This window comes from Bacillus sp. ISL-7 (assembly GCF_018613065.1).
This window is the reverse complement of record NZ_JAGGQW010000069.1, coordinates 68,196-85,611: the sequence shown is the minus strand read 5'-3', so window position 1 is coordinate 85,611 and position 17,416 is coordinate 68,196. Positions and strand designations below refer to the sequence as shown.

The following is a 17,416-nucleotide window of genomic DNA, read 5'->3' as shown; positions in this document are numbered from 1 at the left end:
TGTAAAAACATTTCCATTTCGCCATATCTTTCTAAAACAATCCGAAACTCCCCCATTACAATCCCTTCTCGAACAACTCCATGATGTGGTATACTACATTAGTTATGTTAAAAATGTGGAGGACTTCATGGGTAAAGACGCGAAAGCAAGAATGCATATGGGAAAATTACTTTCATTTGTTCCTACGGGGGAATATTATTTCACGAAGGGTTTAAAGGCATTCCATCGACGTGATTTTATAAAGGCAAAAAAATATCTTGGGCGAGCGATGCAGCTTGAGCCGGGTGAACCGATGATTATATGCCAGTTGGCGATCGTGTCAACAGAACTTGGCGAGTTTGAAAATTCCAACCGGCTCTTGCACCTCATCCTTGAAGAACTAGATCAAGAAATGGTGGAATGCCATTACTTTTTGGCGAATAATTATGCCCATTTGGGATTTTTTAAAGATGCTTATCACCACGCCAAGCTGTATTTAGAGCTAGATCCAGATGGTGATTTTAGCGAAGATACAGATGATTTGCTTGATGTATTAACATTTGAGTCAGAGGATCTTGAGGATGAACTTTATCCGCAGGATGACCTGATTGTCAAACAAGAACAAGCTCGTGACCTGCTGGAGTCAGGTTACTTTCCAAAAGCAATTGAGCTGTTAAATGATGTGGTCAAAGATTATCCGGAGTACTGGTCGGCATACAATAACTTGGCGCTCGCTTATTTCTATCTAGGCAAAACAGAAAAGGCGGAATCCATCTTAGACGATGTGTTGGAGCGAAATCCAGGAAATCTCCATGCTCTTTGTAACAGACTTGTATTTGCTCATTATCAGGGCCAATCAAAGAATGTGGCTGGGTTGATTGCAACATTGAAGAAAATTCAACCGCTTCTTAGTGAACAGCAATTTAAGCTGGGTGCCTCGTTTGCTTTGGTTGGTGAATATGAACTTGCCTATTTATGGCTGAAAAAATTATATAAACATGGCTTTGATGGCGATGGTCCGTATTATTATTGGCTTTCTTATTCGGCCTATTTCACAGGCCATGAAAATTTTGCAAAAAGCATCTGGAAAAAGGTGCTGGACCTTAGTCCTGACAAAGAAGGCTCTGAACCATGGAATAAAGAAAACGCATCAGCTAATGGTTTTGAGGACCTTTCCGGTTCTATTTTTCAAAAGCTTGAAAGCGACTATGTAGAAGAGCGCTTATTTGCCCTTTTCCTAACGACCGTTTCAAGTAAAAAAGAGGAAATTATCACCTCTAAACGGCTTTTTAAAAACCAGAAATTTACGGCCTTGGAAAAGGATTATATCTCGTTAATCAGATCGGGAAAACCAACCATGACTTCGGATGCACAAGAAATTGCCGAGCTTTTTTATGAAACCCATCAACCAATTGGCACCATTGAGGCTGGGTTATACCTCATGTGGTTTTCCGTGTATGTCGAGGTTTCCAAAGCTAAGCTTCGTTTGAAAAATAAACGTGCCTGGGCTGGCGCAGTTGAGTATATGTGGCACAAGCTGCGCAGTGAAAAGGTATCCCAGCAAGAAGTTGCTGAACGCTATGGGATTTCCACAGCAACGATTGGCAAATATGTAAAAATAGTGAATAGCTATTTGAATTAAGCATATTGGTGGACGATAAAACGATTGTTATATACGATTAAGTAAGGGAACAATATACTTAATCGTATTTTTTTATATATAAGGAGTGACAAAATATGTCTGAAGAAAAAATTTATGACGTCATTATTGCCGGTGCTGGCCCTGCGGGGATGACAGCGGCTGTTTATACATCTCGCGCGAACCTTTCGACACTAATGATTGAGCGCGGGATGCCGGGCGGGCAGATGGCCAATACAGAGGACGTTGAAAATTATCCTGGCTTTGAAAGTATTTTAGGTCCGGATTTATCAACAAAGATGTTCGAACATGCGAAAAAGTTTGGCGCAGAATATGCTTATGGCGATATTAAGGAAATCATTGATCACGGCGACTATAAAATCGTCGTTGCCGGGTCAAAACAATATAAAGCTTACGCAGTTATCATTACTACGGGTGCAGAGTATAAGAAAATTGGTGTTCCAGGTGAAAAAGAACTGGGCGGCCGCGGTGTATCCTATTGTGCTGTATGTGATGGGGCCTTCTTTAAAGGAAAAGAGCTTTATGTGATTGGCGGCGGGGACTCTGCCGTTGAAGAAGGGGTTTATTTAACCCGTTTCGCTTCCAAAGTAACTATCGTTCATCGCCGTGCTGAGCTTCGTGCCCAAAAAATCCTCCAGGACCGTGCTTTTGCCAATGAGAAAGTGGATTTTATTTGGAATCACACGATTAAGTCGATTAATGACAAAGATGGCAAAGTGGGAAGTGTGACATTGGTTTCCACAGAGAATGGCGAAGAGCAAGTATTACCGGCTGACGGAGTCTTTATTTATATCGGCATGGTTCCATTATCGAAACCATTTACAAGCCTAGGAATTACCAATGAAAATGGCTATATCGAAACAAATGACCGCATGGAAACGAAGGTACCGGGAATTTTTGCAGCTGGTGATATTCGAGAAAAAACGTTACGCCAGATTGTGACTGCAACGGGAGATGGAAGTATTGCTGCTCAAAGTGCCCAGCATTTTGTTGAGGAGCTTAAAGAAGAATTAAAACAAAAAAGCAGAAGCTAAAAAATCTTCCATTGTTTTTACAAAAACGTAACTCTGTTTTAATTTTCTTGTAACAGTAGTGAAATATTGTTAGGGTATGATAAAAGCAGTAATTGACCCCCTTTAAAAAATATATTTCTTTCATGCACAGGCCCGTAGCCTGTGCTATTTTTTTAGGCGGATCTGCTCGTAAGTATATTAATAAAAAGTATGTTAGCAATAGTGACAAACTATAATAATAATTAAAGAAATATCAAATTTGTATTCATTGTGGCTGTATCCTAAAAATAGTATAATAAAAAGAATGAATTTAAAGTTATAGAGGGTTCTTTTGTAATTCGAGTAGACTATGAAAAGGTCCTTTTCAAAAAGGACAAGCGAATGCTTTTTCGAAGACTGCTAAAAACATGTATGCTTTATTAAGAGGGTGAATGTTGTGCAGCGTGTCACCAATTGTGTATTGATAAGAGACGAAAAAATATTGCTGCTGCAAAAACCACGCCGCGGCTGGTGGGTTGCTCCTGGTGGGAAAATGGAGCCGGGCGAATCGGTTCGAGACTCTTGCATCAGGGAATATCGTGAAGAAACGGGAATCTATTTGAAAAATCCACAGCTAAAAGGGATTTTTACAATGATTATGAAAGAAAACGACCAGCTTCTTTCCGAGTGGATGATGTTTACGTTTGTAGCAACTGATGCGGACGGCATCGATTTAGATGAATCTGAGGAAGGTAAACTTGAATGGCAAATGATTGATCAATTGAAAAATTTGCCAATGGCTGCTGGCGATTATCATATTCTTGATTATATGATTCATGGAAAAGGAATTATTTACGGTACTTTTACTTATACAAAAGACTTTCAACTAATCAGTTATCGATTAGATCCAAGCTAACTAATAGGGGGAATTAATAATGAGTACCGGTGCTGCAAGTGACATTCAAATGGTGATAATTACTGGAATGTCTGGTGCAGGAAAAACTGTAGCCATTCAAAGTTTTGAAGATTTAGGTTTCTTCTGTGTCGATAATTTGCCTCCAACATTGCTTCCAAAATTCCTCGAACTTATGAAGGAATCCGGGAATAAAATGAATAAAGTTGCCCTTGTTATGGACCTGCGAGGGAGAGAATTCTTTGATCATCTATTTAAAGCATTGGATGAACTGGCAGAAACTTCATGGGTGGCCCCGCAGATCTTATTTTTAGATGCGGATGATTCAACATTAGTGCGCAGATATAAAGAGACAAGGCGGTCGCATCCGTTAGCACCGACAGGCCTGCCGCTTGAAGGAATTACGCTTGAGCGTGAACTTCTTGAAGAACTGAAAGGCAGGGCTCAATTGATTTACAATACTTCCCAGATGAAACCGCGGGAACTTCGTGAGAAAATATTAACGGAATTTACGGCGAATAAACAATCACTCTTTACTGTCAATGTCATGTCATTTGGCTTTAAGTATGGAATTCCTATTGATGCGGACCTTGTGTTTGATGTGCGTTTCTTACCAAATCCTCATTATATCGAGCATATGAGACCTAAAACTGGGCTTGATGAGGATGTTTCCAGTTATGTATTAAAGTGGAATGAAACACATAAGTTTTTGGAAAAAGTAACCGACCTGCTTTCTTTCATGCTGCCTCATTATAAAAGAGAAGGAAAAGCGCAGTTAGTGATTGCGATTGGATGTACAGGCGGACAGCACCGTTCAGTGACGCTTGCTGAACATCTAGGTAAATTTTTCCAACAAGACTATAAGACATGTATATCCCATCGTGACATTGAGAGGAGAAAGGAAAAAACAACATGAGCATTTACGGACAGCCTCGAATTGTCGTCATTGGCGGGGGAACAGGATTGCCAGTTTTATTGCGTGGATTAAAACAGTTTCCTGTGGAGATTACCGCCATTGTGACAGTCGCGGATGACGGCGGCAGTTCAGGACGCTTGCGTGAAGACTTGCATATTCCACCTCCTGGAGATATTCGTAATGTGTTAGCATCCTTATCAGATGTCGAACCGCTCGTTGAAGAAATGTTTCAACATCGGTTTAAAACATCGAATGAGCTTTCCGGACACTCGCTTGGAAATTTAATCTTGGCTGCAATGACCTCAATCACGGGTAATTTTGTCCACGCGATCCAGGAAATGAGTAAGATCTTAAATGTTCATGGTAAAGTCCTGCCTGCAGCAAATCAGAGTGTCGTCCTTCATGCTGAAATGGAAGACGGAACGATTGTCTCAGGGGAATCAAAAATTCCATACTCGGGTAAGAGAATTAAAAAAGTGTTTATGACGCCGGAAAATATTCGTCCCTTACCAGAGGCGATTCAAGCCATCCGTCAGGCTGATTTAATCATCATTGGGCCAGGGAGCCTATATACAAGTATTCTGCCAAACCTGCTCGTTCCAAGAATCGGGGATGAGCTGTGCCAGTCACACGCCAAAAAGGTGTATATTTGTAATTTGATGACCCAGGCTGGGGAAACCCATGGCTTTACAGCGAGCGATCATGTAAAGGCCTTATATGATCATATGAGCTGTGCTTTTATTAATACGATTCTTGTAAATAATGAAGAGATACCACAGGATATTCAGCTCCGATATAATGAAGAACTGGCTGACCCTGTTCTATATGATCTGCCGCGCCTTTTTGAATTAGGACTAGAAGTTGTTCACGCGGACATCGCTTATCAGGAAAATGGTGCGCTAAGACATGATCCGAAAAAGGTTGCAAAAATTTTATATAATTTGCTTTTAATTGAAACCAAAAAGCGTTATGAAACGTAAATATAGTACTTACTAAAAACGCTTTGTTTTTTTAAGGGGGGTGAAGGGATGTCTTTCGCTTCGGAAACGAAAAAAGAATTAACTAACTTGGAAGTGAAAACGTGCTGCATTCAAGCAGAACTATCCGCTTTAATCCGGATGAATGGTTCCCTTTCATTCTCAAATCGTAAGTTAGTTGTTGATATTCAAACCGAAAATGCTGCGATTGCCAGAAGAATCTACACATTATTAAAAAAGAGTTACGATGTCCAGGTAGAATTGCTTGTTCGGAAAAAGATGCGTCTGAAAAAGAACAACGTCTACATTGTCCGATTATCCCATCTGGCTAAAGAAATTCTCGAGGATACAAAAATTATTGGTGAGGGTTTTACCATCATCCATGATATTTCACCAGAGCTTGTAAAAAAGAAATGTTGTAAGCGTTCTTATCTACGCGGTGCATTTCTAGCTGGCGGTTCCGTCAATAACCCGGAAACATCTTCGTATCATTTGGAAATTTTTTCGCTCTATAAAGAACATAATGACTCTTTATGCGAATTGATGAATACATTTGGACTAAATAGCAAAACTCTCGAGCGCAAAAAAGGTTATATCAACTATTTAAAAGAAGCGGAAAAGATTACCGAGTTTTTAAATGTTGCAGGTGCCCATAATGCCCTTCTTCGCTTCGAAGACGTAAGGATTGTTCGAGATATGAGGAATTCAGTCAATCGTCTCGTAAACTGTGAGACCGCAAACCTTAATAAAACGATCGGTGCTTCGATTCGGCAGGTCGAGAATATCCGCTACATCAATGCAACGGTCGGGCTGCAAATTTTACCAGAAAAATTGAGAGAAATTGCAGAACTCCGTTTGAATTATACGGACGTGACCCTTAAGGAATTGGGGGAAATGGTTTCCGGTGGTGCGATCAGTAAATCAGGGATTAATCATCGCTTGAGAAAAATTGATGCGATTGCTGAGAAATTGCGTGCAGGGGATATGGTTACTCGAGAGTAGATTATCCTATAGTACAATAATATAGGTATAAGATAACATGTGAAAGACATAACATGTATCGAGTGAAGACTTACCTGAAGATAATAATTATGTACAAAGCTCCAAGAAAAATAGAGTAAAAAAACCATGAGGAGGAATTGTGTAATGTTAGTGAAACAAGTGGAAGTAAAATTAAAAACGGGTCTTCAAGCACGACCTGCGGCTCTTTTTGTTCAGGAAGCCAACCGATTTTCTGCGGATATTTTCCTTGAGAAGGATGGCAAGAAAGTAAATGCAAAGAGCATAATGGGCTTAATGAGCTTGGCTGTTGGCTCAGGTGTCATGATTGATATAGTAGCAGATGGCGATGATGAAGCATCTGCTATTGAAGCGTTAGCTGATTTTATCCAAAAAGAACATTGATCTGAAAGAGGACCGGAGCCAATTGGAACCGGCCTTTTTTGGTTATTAGCAAAAAAAAGCAACCGGCTGGATGCCGATTGCTTCTTTGTACTTATTTGTTTTTATTTTTCTCATCTTCGATTAAATTACGAGTGATGATATGGTCGATTAGACCATATTCTTTTGCACGTTCTGCTGTCATGAAGTTGTCGCGGTCTGTATCTTTGCTGATTACTTCAAGCGACTGTCCAGTCCGTTCTGCTAAAATTCCATTTAATTTTTCGCGAAGGAAAAGGATACGCTTTGCAGCAATTTCGATTTCAGTTGCTTGTCCTTGTGCACCGCCTAGTGGCTGATGAATCATGACTTCAGCATTTGGAAGCGCATAACGCTTGCCTTTTTCACCTGCTGCCAGTAAGAATGCACCCATGGATGCAGCCATACCGATACAAATAGTTTGTACCTTTGGTTTGATGAATTGCATTGTATCAAAAATAGCCATACCTGCGGTGATGCTGCCGCCTGGGCTGTTGATATATAAAGAAATATCTTTTTCAGGGTTATCCGCTTCAAGGAATAATAATTGTGCAACAATGCTGTTAGCCACATGGTCATCGATCGCACTACCAAGCATAATAATCCGGTCTTTTAACAGACGGGAATAAATGTCATAAGCACGCTCGCCCCGGTTTGTTTGTTCAATAACTGTAGGGATCAAATTCATTTTTCTTCCTCCTTTGATTGTAAAGATAAAAGTAATATGTATAGTTATCATACACTGATGGTCAATAAAGGTCAAACAATACCTCTTTAAAAATGTTCGACAACTTTCCCTAATTCAGCATAACCATTTCTGACTATTTTAAACAATTCTTTGCTTGCAATGTGACGGAACCTGGCATATAATATGTAAGTCGCAACAATTTAGCGCTCGTGGTGCAACGGATAGCACGCAAGCCTCCGAAGCTTGAAATGCAGGTTCGATTCCTGCCGAGCGCATCATAAAATCAATGAGTTCCTATGTTTGTATGAGTTTTGTACAAGCATAGGAACTTTTTTGTTTGGGTGCTTTTCATTCGTGAGTACCACGCAACGAATAACACGCAATGGAGGGCATTATTATGTCGAGAAGAAAATCAGTTAGCACAAACGTTTGGAAAAACTGGTTTAACAGCAGGAACAACCTTCTAAAGACTTTCAGAAAGCTTCAGAGTTTATCTGCGGTTTATTGAGTAATTCAAGACAATTACATAGTTTAGTAAATATTGGGGATATTTGTACTAAAAAGGAATGTTTGTATATATGGAGGTTAGTTTATGGACAAAGGAAACCATGTGAGGCTTACATCTGCAGAGATTACATCTCTCTGGGCTTCTTATATCAATGATACTGCTATTTCAAGTAAGTTTAAATACTTTTTAGCCAAAGTGGAGGATGAAGAGATTAGACCATTAATCGAACAGGCTTTTGATATTGCTCAAGGAAATCTTAAAACACTAACTGAAATATTCAATAAAGAAAGGTATCCTATACCATATGGGTTTAAACTTAACGAGGATGCAGATGTATCCGCTCCTAGATTGTACTCAGATTCATATACTTTGCATTACCTCCATCAAGCGGCACAGATTGCCCTGCAAGGTTATAGTATGTATCTTTCATTATCTGTTAGGGCAGATATCTATAGTTATTTTAATGAGTGTATTTCACAACTGACTAGATTTCTCAGAGTTGTAAAGGAACTCTTATTATCTAAGGGACTTTATATTAGGTCTCCATATTTACCAATTCCAGATGATATTGATTTTGTTAAAAGACAAAGTTTCCTTAAGGGATTTTTTGGAGAAAAAAGACCTTTAACAGGTACAGAAATTACAAATCTTTTTGCTAATTTTCAAAGAAATGCTTTTGGAGTGGCTACCTTAATAGGATTTAGTCAAGTTGCTCAGTCGAAAAAGGTTGCTGAATATTTGATTAGGGGTAAGGAAATTGCCAAAAAGCATTGTGAAATCTTTGGCACTATTCTAAAAGAGGACGACCTTCCTGTTCCTATGACTTGGGATACCGAAGTAACAGAATCAACAACGTATACCTTTTCAGATAAACTAATGATGTTTTATACTACATCACTCATTGCCCTAAGTATAGGGTTCTATGCTACAAGTATGGCAATGAGTCCAAGAAGAGATTTAGGTCTGCACTATGTCAGGCTTTCTGCTGAAATAGCAAAGTTCGCTGAGGATGGTGCAAACATTCTGATTAAAAATGGATGGTTAGAACAGCCTCCAATGACTTCTGACAGGGATGAGTTAGCGAAGCAATAGGTGCTAACAGGTACTAAAAAAATGTCTAGGGTTACATCTAAAGGCATTAGGTATCCTTTTGAGGAAGGAATAATAATGTAATAGACCACCATTTATCAATCCTGGAAATAAATATGAGTTCATTGAAAAGCAGAATTTTATGGAAGGAATACTTGGTGGAAAAAGACCGTTAAACTGTCTTGAGTTAAGTAATATTTATTGGGATTTGAAAAAGATTCAATTAAGTAAATCATTAACAATGGGGTTCTCCCAAGTTGCTAAATCCCAAGAAGTTAAAAATTACTTATGGCGTGGCGTAGAAATTTACAGAAAACTCATTGAAATATTTGAATCAACACTTCCAATAAATGGCTAATTGTACAAAACCCTCTAAAAATAAAACTCATTCAAAATGGCACAAAACTTTGTGAAAATGGCACAAAACACAATGAAATCTGCACAAAACCACCCGGAATCGGCACAAAACCAAAAAATCGATCCAAATAAAAATAAAACCACTAAGCCAAAACTAAAAGAGTCACATACATATCGAATATCATTTTTCATTCCCGAAATTCCCTCTTTCGTGTAAAATAGAAAACAGGGGGGATACGAATGAACTTGAAGGCCGGTTTATGGCAGCAGCAAACATTAAAATTGGCGATGACACAGGAGCTATCTCAGGCCATTGCATTGTTGCAGTACTCTGCCCATGAGTTAACTGCTTTTTTAGAAGATAAGGCACTTGAAAATCCCCTATTGCAGGTTGAAAATAGCAATATCAAGCCAATGAATCCGCTCATTGACCGTAATCGTCGCAAACACCAAAAAGCGGAAAAGGACTGGATTGATCAAATAGCTGACAAACCATTTTCGCTTGAAGATTATTTACTGTCTCAATTAAAAATAACGAACCTATCGGTGGAACAATTAAGTGTAATACGCCATCTTATCCAAAATTTAGATGAAAACGGTTACTTTCTTGGGGACCTTAGCGAAATCGCCCAAAACCTAAGGGTAATGGAAGATTCAGTTGAAGAATGCTTGGCCATTATCCAAACACTAGAGCCAGCAGGCATCGGGGCAAGGAACCTTCAAGAGTGCCTATTGATGCAAATTTATTATCTAAATCCAGATAACGAACTAGCACAAAACATAATCGGCGATCATTTCATTCCATTCGCCGAAAAGAAGTGGAAGAAAATTGCTAAAGAACTAAAGGTAACCCTTAAGGATATACAAGATGTTTACGATCAAATTCAAACATTGAATCCTAAGCCTGGGGCCATTTTAGGAAAAGAAGCAACCACTTATATTATCCCAGATGCAATCGTTGAGCAATCAAGCGAGGGACTAACCGTACGGATGTCTGATGAATCGCTGCCAAGGATTAGCCTCAATGAGCAGTATTATCATAAATTCAAAGACCAAGACCAACAGGTAAGCCGCTTTCTACAGGATAAACTCCAGGATTACCAGTGGATCCAAAAAAGCATTGAACAGCGTAAAGAGACGCTGACAAGGGTTGTAGCAAAAATAATTGAAAAACAGGCTTCATTTTTCCAAAAAGGGTCACAATACTTAGTGCCGATGACGATGAAGGAAGTTGCTGGAGAACTTGATATCCATGAATCCACCGTCAGCCGAGCAGTCCGGGAAAAGTATGTGCAAACACCGATTGGGACGTTCGCGTTGAAAACATTTTTTACAAGTACCATACAAACCGTTTCGGATGATGAAAATACATCTTCCACACAGGTAAAGAAGAAAATTGCGACTTTAATAGAAAAAGAGAATAAACAAAAACCGCTTTCTGATCAAGAAATTGTCGAACATTTAAAAATAGAGGAAGGTATGGTGGTTTCAAGAAGGACGATTGCTAAATACCGGGATCAATTGGGAATTCCCTCCTCTTCGAAAAGAAAAAGGTTTGAATGAAAGGAACAAAAATGATGGATCAAACAACAATCACATTATATACAAGGAGAAGCTGCCCGCTATGTGACAAGGCAAGGTCTACACTTCTGGAACTAAACAAAGACTCGGAGTTTACCTTAGAAGAAATTGATATTGAATCCAGTGATGAATTAACCGAACAATATGGTTTAATGATCCCAGTTGTTTATATTGATGGAGTAGAAGCAGGATTCGGTGTAATTAACAAATTTGACATAAGTAACCGTTTGCATGAAAAAAAAGCCAATTTTAATAGTTGAAATAGCTTTTCACTCCTGTTACAATGAAAAATGTAGCAGGGGTGATTTTTTTTGAATGTAGCGGGACATAATATGTCTATGGTGGACATTTTAGGACCAACTACATATAATAAAGGAGCATGAGATTCATGCAGTCATTAATCGATATCCAAAAAAAATTATTACCCGACCTCCTGCAGGTCTTACAGAAGAGATATTCTATCCTAAGGTACATTGGTTTTATGCAGCCGGTAGGAAGACGGAGTTTAGCAGTCAGTCTCGGGTATACCGAAAGAGTCCTTCGCGGTGAAGTTGATTTCCTAAGGGAGCAAAATTTAATCTACACAAATAATGTGGGAATGAGTTTAACACCTGAAGGGAAAAATTTGCTTGAAGACTTGGAAGGCTTTATGCGTGAGTTAAAGGGTATTGATGTGATGGAGTTGGAATTGAAGCACAAGCTGGGCATTAAAAAGGTCGTCATTGTACCTGGCGACAGTGATGAATCGCCCATGGTGAAAGGTGAGCTTGGCAAGGCAAGTGCTATTTGCATGAAAAAGCTTCTCAGCGGAAAAAATATCATTGCTGTAACTGGCGGTTCAACGATGGCTGCTATCGCAGAAAGACTATCACCAGAGCTTACCCAAAAGGAATTACTGTTTGTACCAGCAAGAGGCGGAGTAGGCGAGGATGTTCAAAATCAGGCAAATACGATTTGTTCGATTATGTCCAGAAACACCCAATCCAAACATCGAGTGTTCTATGTTCCTGATCAAGTCAGTACAGATATCTACGAATCGCTTATCAGAGATCCTGACATTCATGAAGTATTAAAACTAATTAAATCAGCTAGCATGGTTCTTCATGGAATTGGAGATGCTATCACAATGGCTGAACGGCGAAAAACCAATCCTGAGATTCTAAGTATGCTTGAAAGCAGCAAAGCTGTGGGTGAAGCTTTTGGCTATTATTTTAATGAACAAGGCGAAATTGTTCACAAGGTATTTACGATTGGCCTGCAGTTAGAAGATTTGGTTGGCATTCCTAATGTCATCGCGGTTGCAGGCGGGAATTCCAAGGCTAAGGCCATCAAGGCATACTTAAAACAAGCACCAGCATCGACGATTTTAATCACAGATGAAGGTGCAGCGAGACAGTTATTAAAAGGGTAAATCCTTTTTAAAATAAAAAACATCCTTACCCAATTAAAGGAGGAAATTTATCATGTCAGTAAAAGTTGGTATTAATGGATTTGGACGTATCGGTCGTAACGTATTTCGTGCGGCTTTAGGAAATAGCAATGTGGAAATCGTTGCAATTAATGACTTAACTGATGCAAATATGCTTGCACATCTTCTAAAATATGACACTGTTCACGGGACTCTACAAGAAGATGTTACTGTTGATGGCGAATACCTAGTAGTTGGCGGACACAAAGTGAAAGTTCTTGCAGAACGCGATCCTGCACAATTAGGCTGGGGCGATCTTGGCGTGGACGTAGTTGTTGAATCAACTGGCCGTTTCACAAAACGTGAAGATGCTGCGAAACATCTTGAAGCAGGCGCTAAAAAAGTAATTATCTCTGCACCAGCATCTAACGAAGATATCACAATCGTAATGGGTGTTAACGAAGACAAATATGATGCAAATAACCACCATGTTATTTCAAACGCTTCTTGTACTACAAACTGTCTAGCACCGTTTGCAAAAGTATTAAATGATACTTTTGGAATCAAACGCGGTATGATGACAACAATTCACTCATACACAAATGACCAACAAATTCTTGACTTGCCGCACAAAGACTACCGTCGTGCACGAGCAGCAGCTGAAAACATGATTCCAACTTCAACTGGTGCTGCAAAAGCAGTTGCGCTTGTTTTACCAGAACTTAAGGGTAAATTAAACGGTATGGCTATTCGCGTTCCAACACCGAACGTTTCTGTAGTTGACTTAGTAGCAGAATTAGACAGAGAAGTAACAGCTGATGAAGTTAACTCTGCATTAAAAGCAGCTGCTGAAGGCCCATTAAAAGGTATTCTAGCATACAGCGAACTTCCATTAGTTTCTACTGATTACAACGGAGCTAAAGTTTCTTCGACAATCGATGCATTATCAACAATGGTTCTTGAAGGCAACATGGTAAAAGTATTATCTTGGTACGATAACGAAGTTGGTTACTCTAACCGCGTTGTTGACCTTGTTGACTACCTTGCACAAAAAGGACTTTAATATATCGGAACGGACGATGATTGGTTTTCAATCATAAGAAGTTGAACATTACAAAGGTTTTCCAAAGGGGAGCGGGGAGTATATGCCCCCCTCCCCTTTTTTACTGATTTTAGATAATTCATTTTTTCATACCAAACTTTCGGAGGTCCTTTATGAATAAGAAAACTCTCAAAGATGTCGATGTAAAAGGTAAACGCGTATTTTGCCGAGTGGATTTTAACGTACCTATGCAGGATGGTCAAATTACGGACGACACGCGGATTCGTGCAGCATTGCCAACGATTCAATACTTAGTGGAACAAGGTGCGAAGGTGATTTTAGCCAGCCACTTCGGCCGTCCAAAAGGAAAAGTAGTCGAAGAAATGCGCTTAACCCCAGCCGGTGTCAGACTATCTGAACTGCTTGGTAAAGACGTGAAGAAGGCAGATGAAGCCTATGGTGATTCTGTAAACGCGTTGATTGAAACAATGACGGAAGGCGATGTCCTTCTGCTTGAAAATGTCCGTTTCTATCCTGGCGAGGAAAAGAATGATCCTGAGTTGGCGAAATCATTTGCCGAGTTAGCTGATGTTTATGTAAATGATGCATTTGGTGCAGCACACCGTGCCCATGCTTCAACTGAAGGTATTGCTCATATTCTGCCAGCTGTTTCAGGTCTTTTAATGGAAAAAGAACTCGATGTACTTGGTAAAGCACTTTCTAATCCGGAACGCCCATTTACAGCGATCATCGGTGGAGCCAAAGTAAAGGACAAGATTGGTGTTATTGAAAATCTTTTAGAATTAGTCGATAACTTAATTATTGGCGGCGGTCTTGCTTATACATTTGTCAAAGCACAGGGCCATGAAGTGGGAAAATCACTGCTTGAAGCAGACAAAATTGATCTTGCAAAATCCTTTATTGAAAAAGCTAAGGCAAAGGGTGTTAATTTCTATATGCCTGTGGATGCTGTAGTTGCAGATGATTTCTCTGCAGACGCTAATTCCAAAGTAGTTGCGATTGAGGAAATTCCTGCTGATTGGGAAGCACTTGATATTGGACCGAAAACTGCTGAGATCTATCGTGACGTCATTCAAAAATCAAAACTAGTGATTTGGAATGGACCAATGGGTGTATTTGAAATTGATAAGTTTGCTAACGGCACTAAAGCGGTGGCCGAAGCACTTGCTGAAGCAGAAGGTACATATTCAGTTATTGGCGGCGGAGACTCAGCAGCAGCTGTTGAAAAATTCAATTTAGCAGACAAAATGAGCCACATCTCTACAGGAGGCGGCGCTTCCCTTGAATTTATGGAAGGCAAAGCACTTCCAGGTGTAGTGGCTTTGAACGATAAATAATTTTTATTAGAAAGAAAGTATAAGTTTTGAATGAAGAAGACTATCTAGCTCCAGCACCCAGCGTCTAGTGGACATCGCTCTTCTCCCTACGATAAGTCAACATCGGATCGCTGTCGCTCTCCGTGTTTCCTTTATCTCAGTCGAAGCGCTCCAGTCCATACGCCGCTAAACGGGCGCTTGCGCTTTAATCATGAAAGGATGTGCCAGTATGCGTAAACCAATCATTGCAGGTAACTGGAAAATGAACAAAACACTTTCTGAAGCAAAAAGCTTTGCAGAGGAAGTAAAAGGACTTGTACCAACTCCAGAAAAAATGGAATCCGTTATTTGTGCGCCTGCTTTATTTTTACAAAGTCTTGTCGAAGTAACACAAGGTAGCAATGTGAAAATTGGAGCTCAAAACATGCACTTTGAAGAAAGCGGAGCATTTACAGGCGAAATCAGCCCGAAAGCACTTGTTGACCTTGAAGTTCAATATGTCATTATCGGACACTCAGAACGCCGGGAAATGTTTAATGAAACAGATGAATCTGTAAACAAGAAAGCACTTGCAGCCTTCAAATATAATTTAACTCCGATCGTATGCTGTGGTGAAACACTAGAACAGCGTGAAAAAGGTGAAACGAACCAATTAGTTGGAGACCAAGTGGCGAAAGCATTAACTGGTTTAACAGACGATCAAGTGAAGCAAACGGTCATTGCCTACGAACCGATTTGGGCGATTGGAACTGGTAAATCTTCCACTTCAGCTGATGCAAATGAAGTTTGTGCCCATATCCGTCAAGTAGTTGCACAACAATTCTCGCAAGACGTAGCCGATGCGGTAAGAATTCAATATGGCGGCAGTGTCAAACCAGAAAATATTAAAGAATACATGGCACAACCAGATATTGATGGTGCATTAGTAGGCGGAGCCAGCCTTGAAGCACAATCCTTCTTACAATTACTGGAGGCAGGCAGCTATGAGTAAATCTCCAGTTGCTCTCATCATCCTTGATGGTTTTGGATGCAGGGGCGAAACAAAAGGGAATGCGGTCGCACAATCGAAAAAACCTAATTTTGATCGGTTTTGGAGCGAGTATCCACATTCTCATTTAACAGCTTCAGGTGAGGCAGTCGGTCTTCCAGAAGGCCAAATGGGTAACTCAGAGGTGGGTCACTTGAACATTGGTGCCGGTCGAATTGTTTACCAAAGCTTAACACGAGTGAATATTGCCATTCGTGAAGGTGAATTTGAAAAAAATGAAACCTTTACAGGTGCAATGGAGCACGTGAAGAAAAATGGAACAGCCCTTCATTTATTCGGATTATTGTCAGACGGCGGTGTTCACAGCCATATTCAACATATGTTTGCTCTGCTGAAACTGGCAAAAGAAGAAGGCGTCGAAAAGGTATACGTGCATGCATTCCTTGACGGCCGTGATGTCGGTCAGAAAACAGCAGCTAAATTTATTCAACAGACACTGGATAAAATGAAGGAATACGGTGTGGGTGAATTTGCTACGATTTCAGGGAGATACTACTCTATGGACCGTGATAAGCGCTGGGAGCGTGTCGAGAAATCTTACCGTTCCATGGTCTATGGTGATGGCCCTGCCTATACGAATCCATTAGAAGTGGTTGAGGATTCTTATTCTCATGGGATTTTTGACGAATTCGTCATCCCATCTGTCATCACAAAAGAAGATGGCCAGCCAGTTGCAACGATTCAGGACAATGATGCTGTTATTTTCTATAACTTCCGTCCGGACCGGGCAATTCAGATTTCTAATACATTTACAAATGAAGACTTCCGCTCCTTTGACCGCGGGACGAAGCATCCGAAAGATTTATTCTTCGTGTGCTTAACCCACTTCAGTGAATCTGTGGATGGATATGTCGCCTTTAAACCGACGAACTTAGACAACACCCTAGGTGAAGTCTTATCGCAAAATAATATGAAGCAATTGAGAATTGCTGAAACCGAGAAATACCCGCATGTCACGTTCTTTATGAGCGGCGGACGTGAAGAGAAGTTCCCTGGCGAAGAGCGGATTTTAATCAACTCTCCAAAGGTAGCAACCTATGATCTTCAACCTGAAATGAGTGCTTACGAAGTGACTGACGCACTCCTTAAAGAAATTCAGGAGGACAAGTTTGATGCCATTTTACTGAACTTCGCGAATCCAGACATGGTAGGGCATTCAGGTATGCTTGAGCCAACAATTAAAGCAATTGAGACTGTCGATGAGTGTCTTGGAAAAATAGTTGATCTAATTCTTGAAAAAGGCGGATCTGTTATTATCACCGCTGACCATGGGAATGCTGATGAAGTGATCACACCTGAAGGTGAGCCAATGACAGCACATACGACAAATCCAGTGCCGGTAATTGTGACAAAACAAGGAATTCAATTGCGTGACGGTGGAATACTTGGGGATTTAGCGCCAACTATGTTAGACTTATTAGGTCTTAATCAGCCAGCCGAAATGACTGGGACATCATTAATAAAGTAAACGAAAAACAATTTAATTTTTAAGGAGAGATTTT

General features: G+C 40.1%; 17 protein-coding genes and 1 tRNA gene. 17 read left to right on the top strand and 1 reads right to left on the bottom strand.

Annotated features, from left to right (window positions below):
• Positions 1-127: 127 nt before the first annotated feature.
• The 7 genes from J7E66_RS26380 (at position 128) to J7E66_RS26350 (ending at position 6,841) form a co-directional block, all read left to right on the top strand.
• A complete protein-coding gene (locus J7E66_RS26380; protein ID WP_215005556.1) occupies positions 128-1,621 on the top strand; it encodes a tetratricopeptide repeat protein in 1,494 nt (497 codons plus the stop codon).
• A 95-nt stretch (positions 1,622-1,716) separates the two neighbouring features.
• A complete protein-coding gene (trxB, locus tag J7E66_RS26375; protein WP_215005554.1) occupies positions 1,717-2,673 on the top strand; it encodes a thioredoxin-disulfide reductase in 957 nt (318 codons plus the stop codon).
• A gap of 415 nt (positions 2,674-3,088) precedes the next feature.
• Positions 3,089-3,547, top strand: a complete 459-nt coding sequence (locus J7E66_RS26370) for an NUDIX hydrolase (RefSeq protein WP_088089559.1) — start codon at positions 3,089-3,091, stop codon at positions 3,545-3,547.
• Between the two features lie 19 nt (positions 3,548-3,566).
• Positions 3,567-4,460: an RNase adapter RapZ gene (gene rapZ / locus J7E66_RS26365; protein WP_088089558.1), complete on the top strand. Its 894-nt coding sequence runs from the start codon at positions 3,567-3,569 to the stop codon at positions 4,458-4,460.
• Complete coding sequence (locus J7E66_RS26360; RefSeq protein ID WP_215005551.1) at positions 4,457-5,440, top strand: gluconeogenesis factor YvcK family protein; 984 nt, start codon at positions 4,457-4,459, stop codon at positions 5,438-5,440. The genes rapZ and J7E66_RS26360 overlap by 4 nt, the downstream gene beginning before the upstream one ends.
• Positions 5,441-5,488: 48 nt before the next feature.
• Entirely contained in the window at positions 5,489-6,439 is a 951-nt protein-coding gene (whiA, locus tag J7E66_RS26355; RefSeq protein WP_215005548.1) for a DNA-binding protein WhiA, read from the top strand.
• Between the two features lie 144 nt (positions 6,440-6,583).
• Positions 6,584-6,841 (top strand): HPr family phosphocarrier protein, encoded by a 258-nt coding sequence (locus J7E66_RS26350; RefSeq protein ID WP_066258757.1) that lies wholly within the window; start codon positions 6,584-6,586, stop codon positions 6,839-6,841.
• 91 nt (positions 6,842-6,932) lie between these two features.
• Here the strand turns inward: J7E66_RS26350 and clpP are convergent, their stop codons facing one another.
• Entirely contained in the window at positions 6,933-7,544 is a 612-nt protein-coding gene (gene clpP, locus J7E66_RS26345; RefSeq protein ID WP_088089556.1) for an ATP-dependent Clp endopeptidase proteolytic subunit ClpP, read from the bottom strand.
• A 203-nt stretch (positions 7,545-7,747) separates the two neighbouring features.
• Between clpP and J7E66_RS26340 the strand changes: the two genes are divergently transcribed.
• The 10 genes from J7E66_RS26340 to gpmI all read left to right on the top strand — a co-directional run bounded on the left by J7E66_RS26340 (position 7,748) and on the right by gpmI (position 17,382).
• A tRNA-Arg gene (locus J7E66_RS26340) sits at positions 7,748-7,819 on the top strand.
• A 317-nt stretch (positions 7,820-8,136) separates the two neighbouring features.
• The gene (locus J7E66_RS26335) at positions 8,137-9,144 is read left to right on the top strand and encodes a DUF3231 family protein (protein ID WP_215005546.1); all 1,008 of its coding nucleotides are present in this window, start codon (positions 8,137-8,139) and stop codon (positions 9,142-9,144) included.
• A gap of 139 nt (positions 9,145-9,283) precedes the next feature.
• Positions 9,284-9,499, top strand: coding sequence for a DUF3231 family protein (locus tag J7E66_RS26330; RefSeq protein ID WP_215005543.1), 216 nt, complete (start codon positions 9,284-9,286; stop codon positions 9,497-9,499).
• Between the two features lie 239 nt (positions 9,500-9,738).
• Positions 9,739-11,061: an RNA polymerase factor sigma-54 gene (gene rpoN, locus J7E66_RS26325; protein ID WP_215005540.1), complete on the top strand. Its 1,323-nt coding sequence runs from the start codon at positions 9,739-9,741 to the stop codon at positions 11,059-11,061.
• Complete coding sequence (locus tag J7E66_RS26320; protein WP_251033145.1) at positions 11,058-11,339, top strand: glutaredoxin family protein; 282 nt, start codon at positions 11,058-11,060, stop codon at positions 11,337-11,339. The genes rpoN and J7E66_RS26320 overlap by 4 nt, the downstream gene beginning before the upstream one ends.
• Before the next feature lie 128 nt (positions 11,340-11,467).
• Positions 11,468-12,490, top strand: a complete 1,023-nt coding sequence (locus J7E66_RS26315) for a sugar-binding transcriptional regulator (RefSeq protein WP_215005537.1) — start codon at positions 11,468-11,470, stop codon at positions 12,488-12,490.
• Between the two features lie 52 nt (positions 12,491-12,542).
• The gene (gene gap / locus J7E66_RS26310) at positions 12,543-13,550 is read left to right on the top strand and encodes a type I glyceraldehyde-3-phosphate dehydrogenase (RefSeq protein WP_088089553.1); all 1,008 of its coding nucleotides are present in this window, start codon (positions 12,543-12,545) and stop codon (positions 13,548-13,550) included.
• A 152-nt stretch (positions 13,551-13,702) separates the two neighbouring features.
• Positions 13,703-14,887, top strand: coding sequence for a phosphoglycerate kinase (locus J7E66_RS26305; protein ID WP_215005534.1), 1,185 nt, complete (start codon positions 13,703-13,705; stop codon positions 14,885-14,887).
• A gap of 208 nt (positions 14,888-15,095) precedes the next feature.
• Positions 15,096-15,857 (top strand): triose-phosphate isomerase, encoded by a 762-nt coding sequence (gene tpiA / locus J7E66_RS26300; RefSeq protein WP_215005530.1) that lies wholly within the window; start codon positions 15,096-15,098, stop codon positions 15,855-15,857.
• Positions 15,850-17,382 carry a 2,3-bisphosphoglycerate-independent phosphoglycerate mutase gene (gene gpmI / locus J7E66_RS26295; RefSeq protein ID WP_215005527.1) on the top strand — a complete coding sequence of 511 codons (1,533 nt, stop codon included), beginning with the start codon at positions 15,850-15,852 and terminating at the stop codon, positions 17,380-17,382. The genes tpiA and gpmI overlap by 8 nt, the downstream gene beginning before the upstream one ends.
• Positions 17,383-17,416 lie beyond the last annotated feature (34 nt).